This window comes from Pseudomonas sp. A-R-19 (assembly GCF_019956575.1).
In the GTDB taxonomy this organism is placed as follows: domain Bacteria; phylum Pseudomonadota; class Gammaproteobacteria; order Pseudomonadales; family Pseudomonadaceae; genus Aquipseudomonas.
The window spans coordinates 1-25939 of sequence record NZ_JAHBDR010000072.1; the positions used below are offsets into that span (position 1 = coordinate 1).

A 25939-nucleotide genomic window follows, 5' to 3' on the forward strand; every position below is an offset into this window, starting at 1 on the left:
CGAAAGCGGTGGCTCAGCCGAAATGGATAGTGGCTGACACACCGTCTTCGCGAGCAAGCCCGCTCCCACAGGGGGGCTGTGTTTCAGGCAAAAAAAGGGGCGCATTAGATGCGCCCTTTTTCATTGCTTCAGTCGATCAGAACGCCGGCACTACCGCGCCTTTGTACTTCTCGAGAATGAAGGCTTTCACTTCCGGGCTGTGCAGGGCAGCTACCAGTTTCTTCATCGCTTCGCTGTCCTTGTCATCCGGGCGAGCCACCAGGATGTTCACGTACGGCGAGTCGCTGCCTTCGATGAACAGTGCGTCTTTGGCCGGATCAAGCTTGGCTTCCAGCGCGTAGTTGGTGTTGATCAGCGCCAGGTCGACCTGGGTCAGCACGCGCGGGATGGTCGCGGCTTCCAGTTCACGGATTTTCAGGTCCTTGGTGTTCTCGGTGATGTCCTTGACGGTCGACAGGATGTTGTTCGAATCCTTCAGCTTGATCAGCCCGGCCTTGGCCATCAGCAACAGCGCACGGCCGCCGTTGGTGGCGTCGTTCGGGATCACCACGTTGGCACCGCCAGGCAGTTCAGCGAGGGTCTTGTACTTGCTGGAGTAAGCGCCCAGGGGTTCCAGGTGTACGCCGGCCACGGAAACCAGGTTGGTGCCCTTGGCCTTGTTGAACTCATCCAGGTACGGCTGGTGCTGGAAGAAGTTGGCGTCCAGGCGCTTTTCCGCGACCTGCACGTTCGGCTGGATGTAGTCGGTGAAGACCTTGACCTTCAGGTCCACGCCTTCTTTGGCCAGGGTCGGCTTCACGAATTCGAGGATCTCGGCGTGCGGAACCGGGGTGGCCGCGACGGTCAGGGTGTCGGCCGCGTGGGCCGAGAATGCGGCAACAGCAGCGAAGGCGACGAGTAGTTTTTTCATTCAGCTAACTCCTTGTGAGGCGCCCGTTTGGCGCCTGCCAGCGAATGGCCGGCTCATGTCTTACTTACGGGAAAAGTGGACGACCAGTTTGTCGCCAACGGTTTGCAGCACCTGGACCAGTACCAGCAGCAACACCACGGTCACCACCATCACATCGGTCTGGAAGCGCTGGTAACCGAAACGGATCGCCAGGTCACCGAGACCACCGGCGCCCACCACACCGGCCATCGCCGTGTAGGACACCAGTGTAATGGCTGTCACCGTAATCGCTGCGAAGATGCCCGGACGAGCCTCCGGCAGCAAGGCATTGGTGATGATCTGTCGCGTGGTCGCGCCCATGGCCTGGGTCGCTTCGATGATGCCGCGATCGACTTCACGCAGGGCGGTTTCCACCAGGCGGGCGAAGAATGGCGTGGCACCCACCACCAGTGGCGGGATCGCACCGGCGACACCGAGGGACGTGCCGGTGATCAATACGGTGAACGGAATCATTACGATCAACAGGATGATGAACGGCAGCGAACGCAGAATGTTCACCACCAGCGACAACATCGCGTAGACGCCTTTGGCTTCCAGCAACTGGCGCGGGCTGCACAGGAACAGCAGCACGCCCAGCGGCAGGCCGAGCAGTACGGTGAACAACAGCGAACCGCCGAGCATCAGCAGGGTGTCGCCGGTGGCCAGCCAGATTTCGAACCAGTCGATGTTGGCGAAGAAACTTGTCAGGGCTTCCATTAGCGCAGCACCTCCATGTGGACGTCGGCTGCGGTGAAGCGGGCAAAGGCCGCTTCCATGTCACCACCGGTCACGGCCAGGGTCAGTTGCCCGTAAGGGATGTCTTTGATGCGGTCGATACGACCGGCCAGGATGCTGTAGTCCACACCGGTTTCGCGGGCGACAGTGCCCAGCAGAGGCGCGTAGGTCGCTTCGCCCTGGAAGGTCAGGCGCACAATGCGCCCTGGTACGTGAGCGAAGTCGTCACGCTGTTCGCTTTCGTCGATCTGCTCGTCTTCCTGCACGAAGCGTTTGGTGGTCGGGTGTTTCGGATGCAGGAACACCTCGGCCACCGAGCCTTGCTCGACGATCACGCCGGCGTCCATCACGGCGACCTGATCGCAGACCCGGCGGATCACGTCCATCTCGTGGGTGATCAACACGATGGTCAGTTTCAGCTCGCGGTTGATCTCGGCCAGCAATTGCAGCACCGATGCGGTGGTTTGCGGGTCGAGGGCGCTGGTGGCTTCATCACACAGCAGGATTTTCGGTTTGGTCGCCAGGGCGCGGGCAATGCCGACACGCTGCTTTTGCCCGCCGGACAGTTGCGCCGGGTACTTTTTCGCGTGGTCGGACAAGCCGACCCGCGCCAGCAATTCGGCCACGCGCGAGTCGATCTCGCTGCGCGACAGCTCGCCGGCCAGAGTCAGTGGCAGTGCAACGTTGTCGGCGACAGTCTTGGAGGCCAGCAGGTTGAAGTGCTGGAAAATCATCCCGACCTGCTGACGGAAGCGGCGCAGGCCATTGGCGTCGAGCGCGGTGACTTCTTCACCGTCGACGGTGATCTTGCCGCCACTGGCGTTTTCCAGGCGATTGATCAGACGCAGCAGGGTACTTTTTCCTGCGCCGGAATGACCGATCAAGCCGAAAACCTGCCCGTTCTCAATCGTCAGACTGGTCGGATGCAGGGCGGGGATTTCCTTACCGGCGACGCGGTAGGTTTTGTGGACGTTTTGAAACTCGATCACGTAGCGAACCTTGTGGGCGCGTTAGAAAAGGGTCAGCGGTTAGCCGGGCGCGCATTTTAGCCTGTCCGTATAGAGGTTCTTAGCATTTATTTCGCATTTGTCCTGTCATTTGGCAATAACGCGATCAAAGGTCAGAAAAAAGGAACGGCTGTAGAAGCTCGCCAGTCACTACTTAGGTCACTGGAATACGCCCAAGGAGTTCACGCCTGATGAGTACCAAGAAGCCTGCCGCCACCCAGAGCGCCCTGGCCGGGACCGCCACCCCGGACCGCCACAACACCAACGCCAAGCTCGAGAGCCTGGAAACATTTCGTAGCGATGCCACTGATCAGGCCTTGCGCACCAATCAGGGTGTAAAGGTGGCGGACAACCAGAACACCCTGAAGGCCGGAGCCCGTGGGCCGTCGTTGCTGGAAGATTTCATCATGCGTGAAAAGATCACGCATTTTGACCACGAGCGTATTCCCGAGCGCATCGTCCATGCTCGCGGGACTGGCGCCCATGGTTTTTTCCAGAGCTATGAAAATCACTCGGTGCTGACCAAGGCCGGTTTCCTGCAGGATCCAGCGAAGAAAACCCCGGTGTTCGTGCGTTTTTCCACGGTGCAGGGGCCGCGTGGGTCAGGCGATACCGTGCGCGACGTACGAGGGTTCGCCGTGAAGTTCTTCACCGACGAAGGCAATTTCGACCTGGTGGGCAACAACATGCCGGTGTTCTTCATCCAGGACGCCATCAAGTTTCCTGACTTCGTGCACGCGGTCAAACCCGAGCCGCATAACGAGATCCCTACCGGTGGCTCGGCCCATGACACCTTCTGGGACTTCGTCTCGCTGGTGCCGGAGTCGGCGCACATGGTGATGTGGGCGATGTCCGACCGGGCGATCCCGAAAAGCCTGCGCAGCATGCAAGGCTTCGGCGTGCACACCTTTCGGCTGATCAACGCCGAAGGAAAGTCGCGCTTCGTCAAATTCCACTGGCGGCCAACCGCCGGCACTTGCTCGCTGGTGTGGGATGAAGCGCAGAAGCTTGCGGGAAAAGATGCCGACTTCCACCGTCGTGATCTGTGGGAGTCGATTGAGATCGGCGATTACCCGGAGTGGGAGTTGGGGGTGCAGGTGATCGAAGAAGAAAACGAACATGCCTTTGATTTCGACATCCTTGACCCGACCAAGCTCATTCCAGAGGAGCTGGTACCCATCACGCCGCTGGGCAAAATGGTGCTGAATCGCAACCCGGACAACTTCTTCGCCGAAACCGAGCAGGTTGCCTTCTGCCCCGGGCATATCGTCCCCGGGATCGACTTCTCCAACGACCCCCTGCTGCAAGGTCGATTGTTTTCCTACACCGACACGCAAATCAGCCGACTCGGCGGGCCGAACTTTCACGAGATCCCGATCAACCGGCCGGTGTCACCGTTCCATAACGGTCAGCGGGATGCGCAGCACCGAACCGCTATCGACAAGGGGCGTGCGTCTTACGAGCCGAATTCCATCGATGGCGGCTGGCCACAGGAAACGCCGGCCTCTGCTCGGGATGGTGGTTTCGAGAGCTATCCGGAGCGCATCGACGCCAACAAGATTCGCCAGCGCAGCGAATCGTTCGCTGACCACTTCTCCCAGGCGCGTTTGTTTTTCCACAGCATGAGTGAGCATGAACGGGAGCACATTATCTCGGCCTACAGTTTTGAGCTGGGCAAGGTTGAACGCGAGGCGATCCGCGTCCGGGAAGTGAACGAAATACTCGCCAATATCGATCTGGAACTGGCCAGGCGTGTTGCGCAGAACCTCGGATTACCGGCGCCAGCTAGAGGAACCGTCGAGGTGCGCAAAACCTCGCCCGATCATTCGCCTGCGCTGAGCCAGGCGAATTTATTGCCGGAGAACATCAAGACGCGAAAAGTGGCGATATTGGTGGCAAACGGTGTCGATAAAGCCTCGATCGATGCCATGAAGAAAGCACTGAAAGCCGAGGGTGTCCACGCGAAGCTGTTAGGGCCTACTTCGGCGCCAGTGAAAACCGCCGATGGCAAAACCCTGGCGGTCGATGCTTCGATGGAAGGCTCGCCGTCTGTGGCCTTCGATGCGCTGTTCGTGCCCGGCGGGGCTGCGTCGGTCAAGGCGCTGAGCACTGACGGGGTGGCGCTGCACTACCTGCTGGAGGCGTACAAGCATCTGAAGGCCATCGCGTTGCAGGGCGAGGCGAAGCAGTTACTGGATGTGTTGAAGCTGGAGGTTGATGCGGGGCTGGTCGTGGGGGCGGATGCGAAGTTGATCAAGCCGTTTTTGCTGGCGATCGGGCAGCATCGGGTTTGGGCCAGGGAGGCGAAGGCCAGGGCGATTCCGGCTTGAGAGCAGGTATTGCCAGTGAGGACGCCTTCGCGAGCAAGCCCGCTCCCACATTGGATCGGTGACTGTCGCAAGCCCCCTGTGGGAGCGGGCTTGCTCGCGAAGCTTTTTAAGGTTTACGCGGACTCAAAACCATCTGCGCCGGAACACTGCGCAAAATCTGCCGATCAAGCTTCAGGTCAAACTCAGGATCGAGCTTCTTGACTCGTTTGGTCAGCAAGTTCGCCAGCCAAGGGTAATCATCGGTACGCGGAGCCTGAATGCTTACATCGCACTGAAAATTCACCACATCGGCGGCGATGGCATCCAGTTGGCGACGCAATTTGCCCATATCGTTGATGTTCAGTGCGACCGTGGTGCTTTCAGCCGTTAGATCGATGACCTTGGCTTTTGGCTTGGCTTCGGCAGCCTTGAGGGCGGCTTCGGCTTTTTCCAGCTCGGCCTTGCGCGCCTGGGCGATCGAGCCGTTGACGCCGCCGGTCAGTGCCGGAGCCTTGGGCATCAATGCGCGGGCACGACTGAGGGCGGTCGCGGCGGCATCCACGTCACCCTTTTGCAGCACGATCTGGCTGCGGCGCAGATAGGCTTCGGCCAGTTGCCGCTGGTATTGCTCAAGGGATGCATCGTTGGGCGATTCGGCTTGCAAGGCGGCCAATTGGTCTTCGGCCGTGGCCAGTTCATCGCTGGCGATGTTTTGTTCCAGTTGTACGATGGCCGTGGCCCGCGCATCGGCGGCCTCTGTGGCCGCCGGTGGCGTGCTTTGGCAGGCGCCCAGCAGCAAAGAAAATGCGACAAGGAGCAGATAACGGGAGGCGAACGACTTCATTCCTGCGACTCTCTATTTGCGCAAAAAACGAGCAAGTCTACACCCCTCGACGGGGCAGAACAAAACTCAGCAGAAACAGCGCGGCGGCTGTGACCACAATCGATGGGCCGGCGGGGGTGTCCTTGAACCAGGACAGTGCCAGCCCGCCACACACGGCGAGTATGCCCAGCAGGCTTGCGCCCAGTGCCATCTGCTCCGGCGAGCGGGCGTGACGTTGTGCCGCAGCGGCCGGGATGATCAGCAACGAAGTGATCAGCAACACACCGACGATTTTCATCGCCACGGCAATCACCACCGCGATCAACAGCATCAAGGCCAGGCGCAATCCCGCCACGGGCAGGCCTTCGACCCTGGCCAGTTCTTCATGCACCGTGATCGCCAGCAATGGGCGCCACAACGCAACCAGCAAGACCAGTACCGCAGTGCTTCCGCCAAGGATCCAGGCCAGATCGGTCGGGCTGATCGCCAGCAGGTCACCGAACAGATAGGCCATCAGGTCGATCCGCACTTCGTGCATGAAGCTTAGTACCACCAGGCCCAGAGAGAGCGTGCTGGGTGCGAGAATTCCCAAAAGCGTGTCGGATGCCAATGGCTGACGTTGTTGCAAGGTCACCAGCATCACTGCCAACAGCAAGCAGCCAACGGTGACGGCAACGGTCGGGCTGACATCCAGCAGAAAGCCCAGGGCCACGCCGAGCAATGCCGCGTGGGACAGGGTGTCGCCGAAATAGGCCATGCGCCGCCAGACCACGAAAGATCCCAGCGGGCCTGCGACAATGGCCAGGGCCAGGCCTGCAAGCAGGGCGTAGAGCAGAAAATCAGCCATGCTTGCAGCTATCTCCGTGAACATGGGGTTGGCCCGACGCGGGCGCCTTGACCACCGAGCCATGCAAGTCGTGGGCGTGGTCGTGATGGTGGTGATAAATCGCCAGGCTTTGTGCGTTCTTTCCGAACAACTCGACGAATGCCGGATCGCCGCTGACCTGCTCGGGATGGCCGGAGCAGCAGACGTGACGATTGAGGCAAACCACCTGGTCCGTGGTGCTCATCACCAGATGCAAATCGTGGGAGACCATCAGCACGCCGCAACCATGACGGTCGCGCAGGCGGGTGATCAGGCTGTACAGCTCGGCCTGGCCGGCCACGTCGACACCCTGTACCGGCTCGTCGAGCACCAGCAGCTCCGGTTCGCGCAGCAAGGCCCGGGCCAGCAACACGCGTTGCATTTCGCCGCCGGAAACACTTTGCACCGGGCTGTCGATCACCTGTTCGGCGCCGACTTCCTTGAGTGCCGACAAGGCCATCGCACGGTCCACGCCCGGCACCAGGCGCAGGAATCGCAGGACCGACAACGGCAGGGTTGGATCGACGTGGAGTTTTTGCGGCATGTAGCCGACCCGCAGTTTCGGCTTGCGCCAGACGCTGCCGCTGTCCGGTTTCAACAGGCCGAGCACGGCACGCACCAGGGTTGTCTTGCCGGCGCCGTTGGGGCCGATCAGGGTAACGATCTGCCCCGGCTCGACGCTCAGCTCGATGTTGTCCAGCACCGGTTGCCCGGCGAACGTGACGGCAACCTGCTCAAGACGGATCAGCGCATTGCTCATCAAGCCCCCTGGCAACCCGAGCAGAGACCGACCACTTCGACGGTCTGGCCTTCGACGACAAACCCGACATCCCTGGCGCTGGCGATGATCGCGTCGCTGATGGATTTTTGCTCAAGTTCAATCGCGGCGTGGCACACACGGCAGATCAGGAACTGACCCTGGTGAGCATGTTCCGGGTGATTGCAGCCGATGAAGGCGTTGAGCGAGGAGATTCGATGGACCAGGCCGTTTTCCAGCAGGAAATCCAGCGCGCGGTACACCGTCGGCGGCGCAGCGCGGCGACCGTCCTGCTCGCTGAGGACCGCGAGAATGTCGTAGGCACCCAGGGGCTTGTGGCTTTGCCACACCAGTTCCAGCACTCGCCGGCGCAATGCGGTCAGGCGCAGGCCTTGACGCGCGCACAGGGCATCGGCCTCGGACAAAGCGCTGTGAACGCAATGCGAGTGGTCGTGGGGGCGGCTGGCAATCGGTGTTTTTAGCATGAGCGGCGACGAGTTTTGTGAGAGACGTTATTATGTTACCCGTTCTCGCCTCTTCGAGTGGTCATCGTGTCCCGACTTTTTTCTATCTTTGTTGCATTTATCGCAACTTTTCTGCTGATCGGTCCGGCGCAGGCCGAAGTCAAAGTCCTTACCAGCATCAAGCCACTGCAGTTGATCGCCGCGGCGGTGCAGGATGGCGTGGCGATTCCCGAGGTCTTGCTGCCGCCGGGTGCCTCGCCACATAACTATGCGCTGCGCCCTTCCGACGTACGCAAGGTGCAATCGGTGGACCTGTTGTACTGGATTGGCCCGGACATGGAAGGTTTCCTGCCGCGCGTGCTCAATGGTCGTGCGTTGCCCAGCGTCGCCGTGCAGGATTTGCCAGGGATGAAACTGCGCCGTTTCGCCGAAGATAGCCACTCTCACGCCGAAGAAGCCGACGACCACGACCACGATCACCGTCCGGGCAGCCTGGATGCGCACCTGTGGCTGTCGCCGATCAACGCCCGGGTCATCGCCACGAAAATCGCGGCTGACCTGAGTGCCGCCGATCCTGACAATGCCACGCGCTACCAGAGCAACCTGAAAGCCTTCGACGAGCGGCTGGATGCATTGGATGCGCGCCTGAAGAAGCGCCTTGCCGATGTTCAGGGCAAGCCTTACTTCGTGTTCCACGAAGCTTTCGACTACTTCGAAGACGCCTACGGCCTCAAGCACGTGGGTGTGTTCAGCGTCGCGGCCGAAGTACAACCCGGTGCCCAGCATGTCGCGGCGATGCGTGCGCGCTTGCAGGAAGTCGGCAAGACTTGCGTGTTCAGCGAGCCACCGCTGCGTCCACGCCTGGCGGAAACCCTGGTGGCGGGTTTGCCGGTAAAACTGGCTGAGCTGGATGCGCTGGGCGGGTACACACCGGCGACTGCTCAGGGCTATGAGCAGGTGCTGGAGAAGCTGGGGAATGATCTGGCAGGGTGCCTGGAGTCTTTGTAATTGCCGCGCACGGTATTTGTAGGAGCTGGCTTGCCAGCGATGGCGTCCTGAAGAGCGTCATCGCCGGCAAGCCGGCTCCTACAAATGTGCTGCACAATTTAGAGTTAAAGGGCGAAAGGCAGCAGAGTGCTGACTGTCTGCCGCTGCGCCAGGCGCAGCTGGAACTCCATCGGATCGTGAATCAACACGTCCTGCCCGGCGAACGACTCCGCCGCGATCAAGCGTGACAACCAGAACCGTACGCAAGCCACCCGCAGCATGGTCGGCCACAACTCGGCTTCGGCGGCGGTGAACGGTCGCAAGGCCGCATAAGCGCCCAGCAAGGCCCGCGCTCGCGGTCCATCGATCACGCCATCGTCGTCCGAGCACCAGTCGTTCAAGGCAATCGCCACGTCGTAGAGCATCGGCCCGGAGCAGGCGTTGTAGAAGTCGATCAGCCCGGTCAGGTGCGTGCCTTCGAACATCGCGTTGTCGCGGAACAGATCGGCGTGAATATTCGCTCGTGGCAGTGCCAGGATTTTTTCTTTCTGCCGGGTGATTTCTTCCAGCGCCCGTTGCAGCAGGTCTTTCTGTTCGGCACCGAGGTGCGACAAAAACTGCGTGCCCTCTTCCAGCATCCAGTCCAGGCCGCGATCGGTTTTGCGCTTGATCATGTTGGCCTGGGTCGCCAGGTGCAGGTGGCCGAGCAACTCACCGACCTGCGCGCAATGTTGCGCGTTGGCTTGCTTGATGTGCTTGCCGGCCAGACGCGGTTGCAGCAACGCAGGTTTGCCCGCGAGTTCGCGCAGGGCCACGCCGTCGGTGGTGCGAATGGCGTAAGGCACCGGCAGGTCGGCGCCGTGCAGCACGTCGAGCAGTTCGATGAAGAACGGCATTTCCTGAACCGGACCGCGCTCGACCAGGGTCAGGACAAACTCGCCCTGTTCCAGGCTGATAAAGAAATTGGTGTTTTCGCTACCGGCGGCAATCCCCTGGAAATCAAGCAGGCGGCCGAGGCCATAAGGGGCAAGAAAAGCTTCCAGCTCGGGCCGAGCCAGGGGGGTGAACACAGACATGTTTAAACTGCCAATACGGGCGCCGCTGTTGAGCCAGCGCCGATTAAAGTTAGGGACGACTTACCACTTAAAAATTTCCCACGCCGGAATCAGCATATCCGGGTAGTCGGAGCGGATGAAGTTTCCCTCCGAGCCATCCGCGCGCACCAGAAAATACGGCTTGCCGCCTTTGGGCGTGACTTTGATCGCATACAGGAAGCCGTTTTGGCGGTATTCCTGAATGACCTTGTCCCCTTCCGTGTGGATCGTGACTTCCGGCTCGGGTGTCGGCGCATCGTCCGCCGCCATGACGGCCAGTGGTGTGATTGCAAACAAGCCAGCCAGCAACAGGCGATTTAGTGTGCGCATGATAACCTTGTCCCTTTGTCGTCAACGGTCCCGCTATTCTAGCGCCGGACCCGCCGAAAAGGTTGATCCTGCTCATGAGCCAAGCCCCCCTCGTCCTGGTGGACGGTTCTTCTTACCTGTATCGCGCCTTTCACGCGCTGCCGCCGCTGACCACGTCCAAAGGCCTGCCGACCGGTGCGGTCAAGGGCGTATTGAACATGCTCAAGAGCCTGCGCAAGCAATATCCGCATAGTCCGTTCGCCGTGGTGTTCGACGCCAAGGGTGGGACTTTTCGCGATGACATGTACGCCGAATACAAAGCCAACCGACCGAGCATGCCTGACGACATGCGCGTGCAGATCGAGCCGCTGCACCAGAGCGTGATCGCCCTGGGCTTCCCGCTGCTGTGCGTCGAAGGTGTCGAGGCCGATGACGTGATCGGCACCCTGGCCCGCAGCAGCGCGGCAGCGGATCGTCCGGTGATCATCTCCACCGGCGACAAGGACATGGCGCAACTGGTCGACGGTCACATTACCTTGGTCAATACCATGACCGGTAGCAGCATGGACGTGGAGGGCGTGAAGGAGAAATTCGGCGTCGCTCCGGAGCAGATCATCGATTATCTGGCGCTCATGGGCGATTCTTCCGACAACATTCCGGGCGTTCCGGGTATCGGCCCGAAGACAGCTTCTGGCCTGCTGGTCGGTGTGAACGGCGGCCTGACCGAGCTCTATGCACAGCTCGACATCGTGCCGACTTTGCCGATCCGCGGCGCCAAGACCCTGCCGGCCAAGCTCGAAGAGCACAAGGAAATGGCTTTCCTTTCCTATCAACTGGCGACCATCAAGGTCGACGTGCCGCTGGACGTTGGGCTCGACGACTTGCAAATGGGTCCTGAGGACCCGGCCAAACTCTACGAGCTGTACACCCTGCTGGAATTCAAGAGCTGGCTGAACGACCTTGATCGCGACGCCAAGCGCCTGGAACTGAGCGCTGCCGCCGAGCCTGCACCGGCCGCCGATCTGTTCAGCGAACCAGAGCCTGAAGTACCGGCCGTCGCTGCTGAAGCCGCCTATGAAACCATCCTCGATCAGGCGCGGTTCGATGCCTGGCTGGAAAAACTGAACAACGCCAAGCTGTTTGCCTTCGACACTGAAACCACCGGCATCGACGCGCAGCAAGCGCAACTGGTGGGCTTGTCATTCGCGGTTCAGGCCAATGAGGCGGCCTACATCCCATTGACCCATTCCTACATCGGCGTGCCGCAGCAACTGGATCGCGACACGGTTCTGCGTGCGCTCAAGCCAATTCTGGAAGACCCAAACAAGCTCAAGGTCGGCCAGCACGCCAAGTTCGACATGAACATCCTGGCCAACTGTGCCATCGGTGGCGATCAGGCCAACGGCATCACCGTGCGCGGCATTGCCTTCGACACCATGCTCGAGTCCTACGTGCTCAACTCCACGGCCACGCGCCATGACATGGACAGCCTGGCACAGAAGTATCTGGATCACACCACGGTGAGCTTCCAGGACATCGCCGGCAAAGGCGTGAAACAGCTGACGTTCGACCAGATCGCCCTGGAGCAGGCCGGGCCTTATGCCGCCGAAGATGCGGATATCACCTTGCGCCTGCACCAGACCCTGTTCGAAAAGCTCTCGGCTATTCCGAGCCTGGCCAGCGTGCTGACCGACATTGAAATCCCGTTGGTGCCGGTATTGGCGCGTATCGAGCGCCAGGGCGCCTTCGTCGATGCCGCCTTGCTGGGCGTGCAAAGCATCGAACTGGGCGACAAGATGGTGGCGCTGGAGCGTGAAGCCTTCGAGATTGCCGGCGAGGAGTTCAACCTCGGTTCGCCCAAGCAACTGGGCGTGATTCTTTACGAGAAGCTCGGCCTGCCGGTATTGAAGAAAACCGCCAAGGGTCAGCCATCCACCGCCGAAGAAGTGCTGGCCAAGCTGGCGGAAGACGATTATCGACTGCCGAAAGTGCTCATGGAATACCGCTCCATGAGCAAGCTGAAAAGCACCTACACCGACCGTCTGCCGGAGCAGATCAACCCGCGTACCGGGCGGATCCATACCTCGTATCACCAGGCGGTAGCGTCCACCGGGCGGCTGTCCTCCAGCGATCCGAACCTACAGAACATTCCGGTGCGCACCGCCGAAGGGCGTCGCATCCGCCAGGCCTTCGTGGCCCCGGCCGGTTACAAATTGCTGGCGGCGGACTACTCGCAGATCGAACTGCGGATCATGGCGCACCTGTCCCGGGATGAAGGGCTGATGAACGCCTTCCGCCACAATCTGGACGTACACACCGCGACCGCCGCCGAAGTGTTCAAGGTCGAACTGGCCGACGTGACCTCCAACCAGCGCCGCAGCGCCAAGGCGATCAACTTCGGCTTGATCTACGGCATGGGCGCGCAGAAGCTCGGCAAGGACATCGGCGTCGACACCAAGACTGCCAAGGCCTATATCGATACCTACTTCGCCCGATACCCCGGCGTTCGCCAGTACATGGACCGCACGCGTGCCCAGGCCGCCGAGCAAGGTTATGTCGAGACGTTCTTCGGTCGTCGCCTTTACCTGCCGGACATCAACTCCAACAAGCCGCAAGAGCGCGCCGCCGCCGAGCGAACGGCAATCAACGCGCCGATGCAAGGCACTGCTGCGGACATCATCAAGAAAGCCATGGTTGCGGTGGATAACTGGTTGACCGCCTCTGGCCTGGACGCCAAAGTCATCTTGCAGGTGCACGATGAACTGGTGCTTGAGGTGCGTGAAGATCTGGTCGACAAGGTTCGCGATGAAATTCGCGTGCACATGAGCGAGGCGGCGAAACTGGATGTTCCGTTACTGGTCGAAGTGGGTGTTGGAAATAACTGGGATGAGGCTCACTGAGCCTTCTTGTGGGAGCGAGCTTGCTCGCGATGGAGTGTCAGATACATCGATTTCGACTGATATTCCATCGCGAGCAAGCTCGCTTCTACAGAAAATTGTCGTGTTCTGCTGCGGCATAGTGCCGCGGCGGAAGGGCGCAAACAGCTTAGTCCGGAAGGCTATTATATTTATTCCAAAGCGATTTGAAAAAAATCTGAACTAATCTTGCAGCCACCACTCAGAGTAACTGAATGGCTGGTGAAGCCCTTCGATGCTCCTATGTTGTGTTAAGTGTTGGCAGATATCTGGACCCCGCCCTAGCGGTCTAGAACTTGAACCCCGGAACTTCTCCCTCCCCATATGAAGTCCGGGGTTTTTTTTGCCCGCAGAAAGCTGCCCGGGGCGTCCCAGGCAGCTTTCGCTGCTTACTGGGCTGCTACCTCGGCACCCTTGTCCGCCAGCTCCATCCAGCCTGCCAGCACGGTGTAGGCGTCTTCCAGGCCCATGCGCTTGGGGGCCGAGAACAGCTGGATCGACACGCTATCGCCCCAGCCCTTGCGGATTTCTGCCTGAACCTTGAGCAGCGTGTTCTTGGCTGCGCCATAGGTCAGCTTGTCCGCCTTGGTCAGCAGAATGTGCATCGGCATGCCGGCAGCCACGGCCCAGTCGAGCATCAGCAGGTCGAAATCGGTCATCGGATGGCGGATGTCCATCATCAGGATCAGACCTTTCAAACTCTCGCGTCCACCCAGGTACGCCTCGAGGTGACGCTGCCAGTGTTGCTTGAGCGGGATCGGTACTTTTGCATAACCGTAGCCCGGAAGGTCGACCAGACGGCGTTCATCGTCTAGCTTGAAGAAATTCAACAGTTGCGTGCGACCCGGGGTTTTCGAGGTTCGCGCCAGGCTGGCGTGGGTCAGGGTGTTCAAAGCACTCGACTTGCCGGCGTTGGAACGCCCGGCGAAGGCAACTTCGAAGCCCTCGTCATCCGGACATTGGTCGACTTTGGCGGCGCTGAGCATGAAGGTGGACTGTTGGCACAGACCGAGGATGGGATTCTTGAGTTGCATGGGATTTCCGATGTGGGCGGCGCCAGGAATGGGTGTGGCAAGCAGTGTCGCTTCCGTTTCAGTGACGCCAGTATATAATGCCGCAGATTTTGTGTGCGCTTTGTCCCAGCGTAGGATGAAGTTCACGAGAGCGACAGACCTTGATTGCGCACTAGAACGCAGCACGCTCTCAACCCTGAAAAGGTCGTTTTATGACGAAATGGCTGCTAGCTGCCGGTGTCTTGATGCCGCTTTACAGCGCTCAGGCTACACAGGATCCGGAAGCTGTGTACAACCGTGTTTGTGGTGCCTGTCATTCTGGCCAACTCCCAACGGCGCCGAAAAAGGGCGATCAGGAAGCTTGGACGCCGAGGTTGGCGAAAGGTATGGAGACGCTGGTGCAACACGTGACCCAGGGTTTCAAGGCGATGCCGCCGCGTGGTTTGTGCATGGACTGCAGTGCCGAGGATTACCAAGTCATCATCCTTTGGATGAGCGAGTAAGCCCGGTCCATAACTCTTAACCCTTAGCCGTAGTTGGATTAGCTGATGAAGAAATTGATCGTGAGTCTGCTGTTGACCGTGGGCATCTCCGGCATGGCCCATGCTGCAGGTGAGGCAGTACAACCGGGTGATGCAAAGGCCGGCCAGGCCAAAGCCGCCGTCTGTGGCGCCTGCCACGGCCCGGATGGCAACAGCATGGCGCCAAACTTTCCAAAACTGGCGGGTCAGGGTGAACGCTACCTGACCAAGCAATTGCACGACATCAAGTCGGGCAAGCGCACCGTTCTGGAAATGACCGGCCTGCTGACCAACCTGAGCGATCAGGACCTGGCGGACATCGCCGCCTACTTCGCCAGCCAGAAAGGCAGCGTCGGCGCCGCCGATCCGAAAATCGTCGCTCGCGGTGAAGCCCTGTTCCGTGGCGGTGACCTGGCCAAGGGCCTGCCATCCTGCACCGGTTGCCACTCGCCGAACGGCGCCGGCAACGCAGCCGCCGGTTTCCCGCACCTCGGGGGCCAGCACGCTCAATACGTCGCCAAGCAACTGACCGACTTCCGCAAGGAAGAAGGTGGCCGCACCAACGATGGCGATGCCAAGACTATGCAAACCATCGCCAAACGACTGAGCGACGAAGATATCGCCGCAGTGTCCAGCTACATTCAAGGGCTGCACTAAGGCCGGCGGATCGGGCGTTGAATGGGGGGCTTGTCGCCTGCAACGTTAACGCTCGATTAATCCGTTGCAACCAGTATAAAAAGGGTGGCTTTGGCCGCCCTTTTTTGTGGCCGCTGCCGTTACACTACAGAACTCAAGCCCGCCAGGACCTGTCTGATAACAGGTCGCGCGAGGCGAAAAAATTTGTCCAGGAGTGAAGCATGCGTAATCTGATCATCAGCGCCGTTTTTGCCGCTGCCAGCCTGTTCGGCATGACTGCCCAGGCCGCCGAAGCCCCAGCCGCCCCTTACGTCGAACTGAGCAACCCGGTTCCGGTCGCCGTGCCTGGCAAGATCGAAGTGGTGGAGCTGTTCTGGTACGGCTGCCCGCATTGCTATGCCTTCGAGCCAGTGATCAATCCGTGGGTCGAGAAGCTGCCTTCGGACGTGAACTTCGTGCGCATTCCAGCCATGTTCGGCGGCCCGTGGGATGCTCACGGCCAGATGTTCCTGACGCTTGAAGCCATGGGTGTCGAGCACAACGTTCACGCCGCAGTGTTCAATGCGATTCAAAAAGAACACAAGAAACTGACCGACAAGAACGACATGGCCGACTTCCTCGCTACCCAAGGCGTGGACAAGGACAAATTCCTCGCGACTTTCGACTCTTTCGCTATCAAGGGTCAGATCGTCAAGGCTCGTGAACTGGCCAAGAAGTATGAAATCTCCGGCGTTCCAACCATGATCGTCAACGGCAAATACCGCTTTGACGTGGGCTCTGCTGGCGGTGCCGAACAGGCCCTGCAACTGGCCGACAAACTGATCGACAAAGAGCGAGCGGCTAACAAGGCTGCCGCCAACTAAGGGCAGTCACTGCCATGCGCCGATGGGGTACTGAACGCATCGTTGGCCTGCATGACCCGCGGGTCAACGAGCATCATCTGGAGTCCACGGGCCTGCCCGCAGACAGTCGTCTGCGCTTGCTCAGTTTCAATATCCAGGTCGGCATCAGTACCGAGCGCTATCGGCATTACCTGACCCGGGGCTGGCAGCATCTGCTGCCGCACACCGGGCGTGCCGACAATCTGCAGAAAATCGGCAACCTGCTCGGCGACTTCGATCTGGTTGCCCTGCAGGAAGCCGATGGCGGCAGCCTGCGCTCAGGCTACGTCAATCAGGTCGAACACCTGGCCCAGCTCGGCGCCTTTCCCTACTGGTATCAACAACTCAACCGCAATCTTGGTCGCCTGGCCCAGCACAGCAATGGCGTGCTCAGCCGATTGCGTCCGTGGGCCATTGAAGATCATCCGTTGCCGGGGCCAAAGGGGCGCGGGGCCATCTTGGTACGGTTCGGCGAAGGCCCGGAAGCGTTGGTGGTGGTCATGATGCACCTGGCGCTGGGCGCTCGGGCGCGCAGCCTGCAACTGGCTTACATCCGCGAGTTGATTGGCGGTTACAAACATCAGGTGCTGATGGGCGACATGAACACCCATGCCAGTGACCTGCTGCAACACTCCCCGTTGCGTGACCTCGGCCTGCTTGCGCCGCAACTGGAAGCAACGTTCCCCAGCTGGCGCCCACAGCGCTGCCTGGACCATATCCTGCTGAGCCCGAGCCTGACCCTGGAAAAGGTCGAGGTGCTGGCGCAGCCCATTTCCGATCACCTGCCGGTCGCGGTGGAGATTCGTCTGCCGGGTTCGCTCACGGCCGATGCATTGCCCGCGTTGAGTCCTGCCCCTCGCGGATCCCATGAATGAGCGACGAAGTACAGCGCTGGAAAGAAAAATACCTCAAAAGCATTGAACAACAGGAAAAGCTCGAACGTCGCTGGGACGCGCGGCTCGACTTGCTGCGCCGTGGGCTGGTGCGCAGCACCCTGGCGGCGGAAGGGACTGACCGCGCCGTTGACCAATGCATGAAGGAAATGCGCGAGGTCGTGCGTACCGACGACATGGACGCCGGCCTGGCCGCGCTGATTCCACGCCTGGAAAAAGCCGTGCTCGACTCCGAGCAACGTCGGGAAACCCGGGTCAACCAGACCAGTGCCGCCCTATCTGCACTGGTCACTCAACTGCAAACATTGCCGCTGCCACGGGATGTGAGCCGGCCCCTCAAGAATTTCGCCAAGCAACTGGATGCGCGGGTCAGCCAGGCGCGTGAGATACCGTTGTTGCTCAGCGAGCTGAGTGGTTTGCAAGGCAAGGCCCTGAGCCAGCTGGAGACTCCGGCGGAGCCCGGTCGGCCAGGCTTGCTCCAGCGATTGTTTGGCGCTCGCGAAGCAGAGGAGGCGCTGGCAGCAACGGCTACTACCCCCGCGCCGGCTGCCCCTGTAGCCGAGAGCCGGGCGGCGATTATCGAGCCGGCCCAGGTCGTGGTTGAGCCGGTAGTCTGCGAGGCGCCTACAGTTGAGCGAGTTGAAGACAAGTCCGAGCCTGCCGTCGCATCGCCTGCTCCGGCAGTCGTGGCATTCGCACCTGCGGCTGCGGAGCCCCAACCAGCCAATGCAGCCGCCGCAGAAATCGAATCGACCGACAAGCCGGCCCTGGACACCATCGAAGCGCCTCTTGAGTCGCAAGCAAACCCCGACGAGCTGACCGCGCAAGCATCGCCGGATAGCTTGCCTGCGACTCCGACGGAGGACGTGGCCGTCGTCGACCAGCCGCAACCCGAACACGACATTCTCTATGCACTCCCGGATTCCCCCGAGCCCTCCTACAGCTCGGTGGCCAGCCACATCGAAGACACACTGCTGGGGCTGCTCGAAGACCTGACATTGCCCGAGCGTCATCGCCCGCAAGCCGAATCGATGCGCGATCGTCTGAAAAACGGTCTGAATTGGTACGAATTGCTGCCGATTCTCGACGACTTCGCCACCTTGATGCTGGCTATCACCGACAGTGGTCAGCATGAGTTCGAAGCCTATCTGCAACGACTGAACGAGCGCCTCGAATCATTCCAGAGCAACTTGCAGGCCGCTACCGCAGGGCACGCCGACAACCGCTCGGCTGCGCGGCAGATGGACACGCAGATCCGCGAACAGGTCGATGGTCTGCAAAGCAGCATGCAGGAAGCCGCGGACCTGGAAGATCTCAAGCACGTTCTGGAAAACCATCTCGAAGGTTTGCTGGGCACCATGGACCAGCACCAGAAACAGCGCGATGAGCGCGAGCAAGAGGTCGCTGCGCGCCTTTACAGCCTGGCCGAACGGGTCGCCCATATGGAGCAGGAGGCCCAGGGCTATCGCGAGCACCTTGAAGAGCAACGGCAGAAGGCATTGGTCGACCCGTTGACCGGCCTGCCCAACCGCGCGGCCTGGAGCGAGCGCCTGGATCATGAAGTCAAACAATGGCAGCAACATGGCAATACGCTGCTGCTGGCCATGCTCGACCTCGATCATTTCAAGCGCATCAACGATAACTACGGGCACCTGGCCGGCGACAAAGTGCTGAAGATCATTGCCAGCGTATTGCGCAAGCGTCTGCGCGGAACGGATTTCATTGCCCGGTTTGGCGGTGAAGAGTTTGTGCTGTTAATGCCATCCACGGTGCCGTCGGCGGGGCTGAAATTGCTGGAAAGCTTGCGTGCCTCCATTGAGGCCTGTCCGTTTCACTTCAAGGGAGAACCGGTGACCATCACCGTGTCGATCGGAATGTCTGCGTTCAGGCCGGGTGAGCACGGCGATCAAGTGCTTAAAAGAGCCGATCAGGCGTTGTACCGCGCAAAAAATGCCGGACGCAACCGGGTCGAACCGGGCTGATCGTCAATTGTTCCATTTTGTTTGAATGCAGCCAGCCCGCCAGGCATTACGTTACACTGTTGCATTACTGTCTTATGCGTACTGCTTTCGCTATGAAATATTTTGCCCTGATCGTGTCACTGATCCTGCTGGCCGGCTGCGCCAGCGGTCCGCGTTTTGACACCAGCCATCCTTCAGCCAATTACGACAGCCGTGTGCAGTTCGTGGTGGTGCATTACACCAATGCTTCGCTGGAGCGTTCGTTGCAACTGCTGACCCGCGGCGAAGTCAGCAGCCATTACCTGATCGGTGATGACAAGGGCGCCACCATCTACAAGCTGATGGATGAAAACCAGCGGGCCTGGCACGCCGGAGAGAGCGAATGGAATGGCCGGACCTGGCTGAACTCCAGTTCCATCGGTATCGAAATCGTCAACCCTGGTTTCAAGGACACTCCAGCCGGGCGCGTGTGGTATCCCTACAGCGAAGATCAGGTCCAGTCCTTGATCGTCCTGCTCAAGGACATCAGCAAGCGTCAGGGCATCAAGCCTCGCGACATCATCGGTCATAGCGATATTGCGCCGTTGCGCAAGCTGGACCCGGGGCCGCTGTTCCCCTGGAAGCGCCTGGCTGCCGAAGGCCTGGGTATCTGGCCGAACGAACAGGCGGTGGCGCGACAGCAGGTGCAGTTCGCCGAACAGTTGCCGAGCATCAGCTGGTTTCAGGCGCAATTGGCCCATCTGGGTTATGCCTCGCCACAAACCGGCGAGCTCGATGTCGCGACACGCCATGTGATAGCGGCATTCCAGATGCATTTCCGCCCGGCGCGCTTCGATGGCACTCCGGATGCACAAACTGCAGCGCTGCTTCTGGTGTTGAACCAGACAAAATAATGACGGCCGCCCGACGGTCAGGGCTTTTTTCCAATCAGCAGCTATAACTCATTGGTAATCCTTCGGATATTACGCAATGAATGCTGCTCGAGAGACCTTCCACAGTTGGTTCCATCGCCCCTGGTTCTTGGGGCTGCTGGCTGCTGTCTTGAGCGCTACGTTGTTGATGACCGGAAGTCTGTTCGTCGCCGTACACCAGGTCGAACAAAACGAAAGCGAAGAAATGAATGCCCAGGGTGAACGCTTCCTCGCCCGCCTGGAACAGCTCTTCGGGCAACTGCGTGAAAGCCTCGACGACCTTGAAGCACAACCATTGCGCGGCTGCGATGCTGAAATGATCGCAACCTTGCAACAGGTCACGTTCAATTATCGTTTCGTCTACGAAGCCGCCTACATGGATTCCTCGCGAATCTGCTCCAATCGCCCTCGCCAGGAAGGGCTGTCGCTGAGTCGATCGCCAGACATCAAAGGCCCGACTTACAGCTATTGGCTCAACACCACCACCGAACCCGATGAAAACCGCGCCGCGTTGATGCTCGGGCGCGGGAATTTCCGGGTCGCGACCTCTCGCGGGCATTTGACCGACATGGTCGACCTGTCGCCGGGCAGCAGCCTTTTGGTAGTCCTTGATCATGGTACGCGCGCGATTCCGGTGCTGGGTGCTTCTCAGATATGGCCGCCGGTCGAAGCCTGGCCACAGAGCAGCCGTGATGAGCTACAGATCACCCAGACACGCCTGATATACCGCATGCCCACCGATAACCCGGAATATCAATTGGTGTTGATCAGCCCGCGTACCGGCATGCATATCCCGGTGGTGTGGTGGTGGCTGGTGCCGGCCAGCCTCGCGCTGGGTATATGCGTTGGGTTCCTGGTGTATCTGCTGGTGTGCCAGCGGCAGTCACTGGACGCCGAATTGACCGGCGCAATTAGCCGTGGCGAGTTGCAGGTGCTGTATCAACCGATCTTCGACCTCGATAGCCGCAACTGTGTCGGGGCTGAAGCGCTGCTGCGATGGCGCAGGCCGGACGGTACCCTGACCAGTCCCGACCTGTTCATTCCGATGGCGGAGAACACCGGGCAGATTCGCCAGATGACGGACTTTGTCCTGCAACGCCTGCTCGAGCAACTCGGCCAGTTGCTGCGTGCCAACCCGCAACTGTACATCTCGGTCAATCTCGCGGCGTGCGATGTGACGGTGCCGCGAATCGGCCAGGTGATGGCGCGGCTGCTGACCCTGCACCGCGTCGCTGCGCGGCAAATTGCCTTTGAGGTCACCGAGCGCGGGCTGGTCGATGTGGTGGTGGCCAGGGAAAACCTGCAATCGCTGCGAGATGTCGGGCACCAGGTGTTGATCGATGACTTTGGCACCGGCTATTGCAGCCTCGCCTATTTGCAGACCCTGCCAGTGGATTGCCTGAAAATCGACAAGGCGTTCATTGATGCATTGGGCCATGACGCCGCCAGCAGCGGTGTGGCCCCACACATCATTCACATGGCCCAGTCGCTGCACCTGAAGGTGATTGCCGAGGGCATTGAACATGAAGCCCAGGCCGAATTCCTGAGCAGTGAAGGCGTGAAGTTCGGCCAGGGCTGGCTGTTCGCCCATGCATTGAGCGCGGTTCAGTTCATCGAATTGATAACCCGCGGGCGACGCCTGGCCGGCCGGCGCCTGGATGACGAGGCGTGAGCGCGAGCTAAACGGTCAGCGCCATGTAGAACTGAGTACCCTGCCCCGGCCGTGAATAGACGCCCATCCGCCCGCCATGTAATTGCACGATTTCCTTGCACAAGGCCAGACCGAGTCCGGCTCCGCCCTTCTTGCGTCCGACCTGGACGAACGGCTCGAAGATCCGCCCCTGCTGGCCGTAGGCAATGCCTTCGCCATTGTCCTCGACACTGATGATGACCCGATCGCCGTGGCGCCGGGCGTGCAGGCGTATCCGCCCGCCTGAACCGGTGTGACGCAAGGCGTTGTCGAGCAAGTTATCGAGTACCCGGTCCAGTTGTGGCTGGTCGGCCTGCAATCGCGGCAAAGGCCCCTGCACTTCCACCAGCAGACTGATTTCCTTCTCTTCGGCCGATGTGGCAAAGCGTGACTGAGCCTGTTCCAGCAACGCCTCGATGGAACACGGCGCCAGGGTGAGTTTCTGCAAACCGTTCTGGTAGCGCGAGAAATTCAGCAGGTCATTGATCAACTGCATCAGTCGCTGCATCTCTTCATTCACGGTATCGAGCAGGTCGGCTTCCCGGGAGTCCGGGGCGAAGTGCGCACGCTCGCGGAACAATCCGAACGCCATGTGCATGCCGGTGACTGGCGTGCGCAATTCATGGGAGGCGCGTAATACAAACTCACTGCGTACCCGTTCGAAGGCACGCTGTTCCGTGACGTCATGCAGCACCATCACGGCACCGAGGATATGGCCCTGGGTATGGCTGACCGGGGTCAGGCTATAAGTCAGCAGTCGCGACTCGCCGTCGATTTCGATGCTCAAGTCTTCCGGCGCCCGCTCCAGCGTGCCGCCGCGCAGCACCAGTTGCAGCTGCTCATCGAGTTCGGGGCGCTCCAGTGCCGTGCCCAGGCCTTGGCCCAGCCGATCGGACTCCCAGCCCAACTGACGCTGGGCCACAGGGTTAAGGTGTTCCAGTTGGCCCTGGCGGTCGATCATCAGCAGTCCGTCGTCGATGCTGTCGAGCACGGCCTGCAATCGTTGCTGGCCGGCCAGCAACTCATCGACGTTGGTGGCCTGATGTTCACGCAGCGCCTGGGCCATGATGCCGAAACGCCGGGTCAGCTGGTTCAGCTCCACCGCCGAAGAGATCGGCAGGGTGACATCGAAGTTGCCTTGGCCAATGTTGTCCGCCGCCTTGGCCAAGGCCTCGATGGGCTCGCCGAACCGCCGGGCAATGGCCTGTGCGGTCACGAAGCCGATGATCAGCACCGCCAGCCCAACCAGGCCAAGTAACCCGGCAATCAACAGGGCGCGCTCCCGGGCTTGGCGCTCGGTATCGTTGATGTTGTCCAGTGCTCGTTTGTGCTCGGCAATCAGGCCATTGCGCAGCGAATTGAATTTTTCCGTCAGGTTGTCGTTGCTGCTGAGTACCTTCGACGGGTCCGGGGACGTTTCATAAGCCTGGATAAAGCGCTCGTAGTCGGCCTTGGCTTTTCTGAAACCGTATTCGCTACCCGTTTCCGCCGGTTCCTGGGCAATGCCTTGTTCGAGCAATTCGAAGTAATGCTGCTTGGAGGCAGCGAAAGCGGCGGAGTCAGGCTTCTCACTGAGCATGATGATCAGTTGATCACCCAGGGTCTGACGCAGCTTGAGACCAAGGTCCAGAGTGACGAAGTTGCTGCGGATGAGTATTTCCTGGCTGCCGGCCATCTGCATCACGCTGACCAGCCCGAGCAAGAGCCCGAGCAATGCGACGGTGATCAGTGCGGAGATGCTCAGGAAAAGCCGGGTCCGCAGATTCATCGCCAGTTTCATCGGCCATTGCTCACAAGTTGTACTGCTTGCGCTTGCGGTACAGCGTCGAGGCGTCGATGCCCAGGGTTTTGGCCGCTTGGTCCAGCGTGTCGGCAGTGGCGAGGACCGCGCCGATATGGGCTTTTTCAAGTTCATCCAGGCTCAATGCCGCGCCGATACGCGGTGCATTGTTGACCGGGGTTTCGGCCATCCCCAGATGACTGATCTCGACCCGCTCCTGCGGACAGATGATGCTCGCGCGCTCGATCACGTTGCGCAGCTCGCGGATGTTGCCTGGCCAGCGATAGCACAGCAGCGCTTCCCGGGCTTCGTCACTGAAAGCGCGTGCCGGACGGGCGTATTCCTTGACGAAGCGCGCCAGGAAGCGATCGGCGAGGTTGAGAATATCTTCGCGGCGTTCGCGTAGCGGTGGCAGGTGCAAGGTAATGACGTTCAGGCGATAGAGCAGGTCTTCACGGAAACGACCGTCGCGGACCATGTCCTCAAGGTTGAGGTTGGTGGCCGCGAGGATGCGCACATCGGCGCGGCGGGTCACCGCATCACCGACGCGCTCATATTCCTTGTCCTGAATGAAACGCAGCAACTTCGGCTGCAAAGTCAGGGGAAAGTCGCCGATCTCGTCGAGAAATAGCGTGCCGCCATCAGCCTGGTTGACCCGCCCCAGGGTACTTTCGCTGGCACCGGTGAAGGCGCCGCGGCTGTGGCCGAAAAGCTCGCTTTCCATGAGTTCGGCGGTCAGCGACGGGCAGTTGATTGTGACGCAGGATTTTTTGGCGCGCTTGCTCCAGCCGTGGATGGCCTGGGACAGCTCGCCCTTGCCGGTACCGGACTCACCAAGAATCAGGATGTTGGCATCAGTCGTGGCAACCTGGCGGGCGGTTTCGAGTACCACTTTCATGGCCGGGCTGTGGGAGTCCAGGCCATCCTTGGGCTTGCGCACTTCACCTTCCAGGGCTTCCAGTCGCGCCGACAGTTGTCGCACTTCCAGTTGCTTGGCGGTTGCCAGGCGCAATTGATCGGGGCTGCACGGTTTGACCAGATAGTCGGCGGCACCGGCCTGAATCGCATCAACCGCCGTGTCGACAGCAGAATGCGCCGTGACGATCACCACCCGCATCCAGGGTGCCTGGATGCGCATCTGGGCCAGCACATCGAGGCCGTTGTCTTCGCCCAGGCGCAAATCGAGGAAGCACAGGTCGAAGACCTGCCGCTGCAATAGGGCTTCTGCCTGCGCGGCACTGGTGGCGGTGGCCACGCTGTAGCCTTCGTCTTCAAGGCAGTATCGGAAAGTACGCAGGATGGCTGACTCATCGTCCACCAGCAGAATGCGGCCTTGATGCTCAGTGGCTGATTCCATTTTCCTACGCTCCTTAATGAATAATCTTTATTTAGTCCCGGAGAAATCGGGCAAGTTGCATGATTGATTCTGAGCCATTCCTGTCATGGCAGGGTAGCTTTCATCCTATGTATCGGTTAGCCACCTGATTTAGCCGGCCTTTTAATAGATGGCCGGGTTCCGACAGCGGCTAGCGTGTATTTCTGACATCCGCGTCCTCCTCTCAATTCAAAAAATTTACGTCTTCCTTCAAATCAATCGTGCAATACGCACGATCGCACAAGAGGCATCGTGCAGGATGCGTGCGAAGTGATTCTTTTGATGATCATAAGTCATTGATATTCAAGTTTATTAATTCGAATAAAAGCTGGCATGCAGGCTGCAATCGTCTAGTTGACCAGGGCATTCAAAAACAAACGCCCGCTATCGAATACCGACCCGAGTGGTAGGAGCTCCAGGATGAACCGTCAACGTGCCGCCCACCTGCACCTCTCGCCTGTACATATCCAGCAAGGACTGTTTGCTGTGCTGGCGCTATTGATCACTCTGATCGGCGGCCAACAGTTTCTGCGCTGGGAGCAGAGTCAGCAGCCAGAAGCGTCAGGCCCGTTGATTTTGCATCCAACCCAAACCCATTTCAGCGCTGTCAGCAGCGGTCAGGCCGATAGCACCCCAATGCGCATGTTGGATGTCGACCAGGCCGGGCCTGTGGGTGAGACACGTCATCAAGAGCGTTGGGTGTTCTAGGCAAAAATTCCGCCGCAGCCGATGCGCCGGGAAACGCAGCACCTCTAAACAGAAGCGTAAGGAGAATCACCATGTTGAGCTGGGCAATCACATTCCTGATTATCGCCATCATCGCCGCTGTTCTGGGCTTCGGTGGTATCGCGGGCACCGCCACGGGTATCGCCAAGATTCTGTTTGTCGTGTTCCTGGTGATGTTCATTGCCTCCTTCTTCTTCGGCCGTCGCGGTCGAGGCTGACAGGAGAGGGTTTTCAAGACACTGGCAGCCGCCCTGCTGTTGGGCGGTAGTGCCAGGCATGCCGGACAGCGTTTCCCCGACAAGCCTGATCACTGTATGCAGGACTTGTTGATAGAACATTTGAATTTGTACATGAAGGAG

Annotated in this window: 24 protein-coding genes; 12 read left to right on the plus strand and 12 right to left on the minus strand. The window is 59.9% G+C overall.

Going from position 1 to position 25939, the window contains the following annotated elements; genetic code table 11:
* Positions 1-136: 136 nt before the first annotated feature.
* Genes KGA88_RS21035 through KGA88_RS21045 form a run of 3 tightly spaced genes read right to left on the minus strand, consistent with a single transcriptional unit; the run spans position 137 to position 2652 of the window.
* Positions 137-910: a MetQ/NlpA family ABC transporter substrate-binding protein gene (locus tag KGA88_RS21035; protein ID WP_110663143.1), complete on the minus strand. Its 774-nt coding sequence runs from the start codon at positions 908-910 to the stop codon at positions 137-139.
* A gap of 60 nt (positions 911-970) precedes the next feature.
* On the minus strand, positions 971-1645 hold the full coding sequence (locus tag KGA88_RS21040; protein WP_008002212.1) for a methionine ABC transporter permease: 675 nt from the start codon (positions 1643-1645) through the stop codon (positions 971-973).
* Positions 1645-2652 (minus strand): methionine ABC transporter ATP-binding protein, encoded by a 1008-nt coding sequence (locus tag KGA88_RS21045; protein WP_007969809.1) that lies wholly within the window; start codon positions 2650-2652, stop codon positions 1645-1647. The genes KGA88_RS21040 and KGA88_RS21045 overlap by 1 nt, the downstream gene beginning before the upstream one ends.
* A gap of 209 nt (positions 2653-2861) precedes the next feature.
* Here KGA88_RS21045 and katE point away from each other — a divergent pair, with 209 nt between their 5' ends.
* Positions 2862-5000, plus strand: coding sequence for a catalase HPII (katE, locus tag KGA88_RS21050; RefSeq protein ID WP_223594081.1), 2139 nt, complete (start codon positions 2862-2864; stop codon positions 4998-5000).
* A 106-nt stretch (positions 5001-5106) separates the two neighbouring features.
* Here the strand turns inward: katE and KGA88_RS21055 are convergent, their stop codons facing one another.
* The 4 genes from KGA88_RS21055 to zur are packed head-to-tail and all read right to left on the minus strand — an operon-like array spanning position 5107 to position 7909.
* Positions 5107-5823, minus strand: a complete 717-nt coding sequence (locus KGA88_RS21055; protein WP_110658209.1) for a PA5502 family lipoprotein — start codon at positions 5821-5823, stop codon at positions 5107-5109.
* Positions 5824-5860: 37 nt separating this feature from the next.
* Entirely contained in the window at positions 5861-6649 is a 789-nt protein-coding gene (gene znuB / locus KGA88_RS21060) for a zinc ABC transporter permease subunit ZnuB (RefSeq protein WP_110658211.1), read from the minus strand.
* Complete coding sequence (gene znuC, locus KGA88_RS21065) at positions 6642-7427, minus strand: zinc ABC transporter ATP-binding protein ZnuC (protein WP_110658213.1); 786 nt, start codon at positions 7425-7427, stop codon at positions 6642-6644. The genes znuB and znuC overlap by 8 nt, the downstream gene beginning before the upstream one ends.
* The gene (gene zur, locus KGA88_RS21070) at positions 7427-7909 is read right to left on the minus strand and encodes a zinc uptake transcriptional repressor Zur (RefSeq protein ID WP_008045818.1); all 483 of its coding nucleotides are present in this window, start codon (positions 7907-7909) and stop codon (positions 7427-7429) included. Before zur ends, znuC begins: the two co-directional genes overlap by 1 nt.
* A gap of 66 nt (positions 7910-7975) precedes the next feature.
* Here zur and znuA point away from each other — a divergent pair, with 66 nt between their 5' ends.
* Positions 7976-8896: a zinc ABC transporter substrate-binding protein ZnuA gene (gene znuA, locus KGA88_RS21075; protein WP_181431997.1), complete on the plus strand. Its 921-nt coding sequence runs from the start codon at positions 7976-7978 to the stop codon at positions 8894-8896.
* Between the two features lie 104 nt (positions 8897-9000).
* On the opposite strand, the gene KGA88_RS21080 is transcribed toward znuA, so the two are convergent.
* Together KGA88_RS21080 and KGA88_RS21085 are read right to left on the minus strand one after the other, a co-directional pair.
* Positions 9001-9951 (minus strand): homoserine kinase, encoded by a 951-nt coding sequence (locus KGA88_RS21080; RefSeq protein WP_110658217.1) that lies wholly within the window; start codon positions 9949-9951, stop codon positions 9001-9003.
* A 60-nt stretch (positions 9952-10011) separates the two neighbouring features.
* Complete coding sequence (locus tag KGA88_RS21085) at positions 10012-10299, minus strand: DUF2782 domain-containing protein (protein WP_223594082.1); 288 nt, start codon at positions 10297-10299, stop codon at positions 10012-10014.
* 74 nt (positions 10300-10373) lie between these two features.
* On the opposite strand from KGA88_RS21085, the gene polA reads away from it, so the two are divergent.
* On the plus strand, positions 10374-13178 hold the full coding sequence (polA, locus tag KGA88_RS21090) for a DNA polymerase I (RefSeq protein WP_223594085.1): 2805 nt from the start codon (positions 10374-10376) through the stop codon (positions 13176-13178).
* A 404-nt stretch (positions 13179-13582) separates the two neighbouring features.
* Here polA and yihA read toward each other — a convergent pair whose 3' ends face one another.
* Positions 13583-14227 (minus strand): ribosome biogenesis GTP-binding protein YihA/YsxC, encoded by a 645-nt coding sequence (gene yihA, locus KGA88_RS21095; RefSeq protein WP_110658223.1) that lies wholly within the window; start codon positions 14225-14227, stop codon positions 13583-13585.
* 191 nt (positions 14228-14418) lie between these two features.
* Here yihA and KGA88_RS21100 point away from each other — a divergent pair, with 191 nt between their 5' ends.
* The 7 genes from KGA88_RS21100 to KGA88_RS21130 all read left to right on the plus strand — a co-directional run bounded on the left by KGA88_RS21100 (position 14419) and on the right by KGA88_RS21130 (position 21681).
* The gene (locus KGA88_RS21100; protein ID WP_110658225.1) at positions 14419-14709 is read left to right on the plus strand and encodes a c-type cytochrome; all 291 of its coding nucleotides are present in this window, start codon (positions 14419-14421) and stop codon (positions 14707-14709) included.
* Positions 14710-14754: 45 nt separating this feature from the next.
* Positions 14755-15384: a c-type cytochrome gene (locus KGA88_RS21105; protein WP_223594087.1), complete on the plus strand. Its 630-nt coding sequence runs from the start codon at positions 14755-14757 to the stop codon at positions 15382-15384.
* 200 nt (positions 15385-15584) lie between these two features.
* Complete coding sequence (locus KGA88_RS21110) at positions 15585-16226, plus strand: thiol:disulfide interchange protein DsbA/DsbL (protein WP_110658229.1); 642 nt, start codon at positions 15585-15587, stop codon at positions 16224-16226.
* Positions 16227-16240: 14 nt separating this feature from the next.
* Positions 16241-17119 (plus strand): endonuclease/exonuclease/phosphatase family protein, encoded by an 879-nt coding sequence (locus tag KGA88_RS21115; protein WP_103397944.1) that lies wholly within the window; start codon positions 16241-16243, stop codon positions 17117-17119.
* Positions 17116-19119 carry a GGDEF domain-containing protein gene (locus KGA88_RS21120; RefSeq protein ID WP_223594088.1) on the plus strand — a complete coding sequence of 668 codons (2004 nt, stop codon included), beginning with the start codon at positions 17116-17118 and terminating at the stop codon, positions 19117-19119. Before KGA88_RS21115 ends, KGA88_RS21120 begins: the two co-directional genes overlap by 4 nt.
* Positions 19120-19211: 92 nt before the next feature.
* Positions 19212-19991 carry an N-acetylmuramoyl-L-alanine amidase gene (locus KGA88_RS21125; RefSeq protein ID WP_223594089.1) on the plus strand — a complete coding sequence of 260 codons (780 nt, stop codon included), beginning with the start codon at positions 19212-19214 and terminating at the stop codon, positions 19989-19991.
* A gap of 76 nt (positions 19992-20067) precedes the next feature.
* Positions 20068-21681, plus strand: a complete 1614-nt coding sequence (locus KGA88_RS21130; RefSeq protein ID WP_223594090.1) for an EAL domain-containing protein — start codon at positions 20068-20070, stop codon at positions 21679-21681.
* A gap of 7 nt (positions 21682-21688) precedes the next feature.
* Here the strand turns inward: KGA88_RS21130 and KGA88_RS21135 are convergent, their stop codons facing one another.
* Positions 21689-23479 carry a KinB sensor domain-containing domain gene (locus KGA88_RS21135; protein ID WP_223594092.1) on the minus strand — a complete coding sequence of 597 codons (1791 nt, stop codon included), beginning with the start codon at positions 23477-23479 and terminating at the stop codon, positions 21689-21691.
* 10 nt (positions 23480-23489) lie between these two features.
* On the minus strand, positions 23490-24836 hold the full coding sequence (gene algB, locus KGA88_RS21140) for a sigma-54-dependent response regulator transcription factor AlgB (RefSeq protein ID WP_223594094.1): 1347 nt from the start codon (positions 24834-24836) through the stop codon (positions 23490-23492).
* A gap of 438 nt (positions 24837-25274) precedes the next feature.
* On the opposite strand from algB, the gene KGA88_RS21145 reads away from it, so the two are divergent.
* Both KGA88_RS21145 and KGA88_RS21150 read left to right on the plus strand, forming a co-directional pair.
* Entirely contained in the window at positions 25275-25562 is a 288-nt protein-coding gene (locus KGA88_RS21145; protein ID WP_110662244.1) for a hypothetical protein, read from the plus strand.
* 71 nt (positions 25563-25633) lie between these two features.
* Complete coding sequence (locus KGA88_RS21150; protein ID WP_003177151.1) at positions 25634-25798, plus strand: DUF1328 domain-containing protein; 165 nt, start codon at positions 25634-25636, stop codon at positions 25796-25798.
* The last annotated feature ends 141 nt before the right edge of the window (positions 25799-25939 follow it).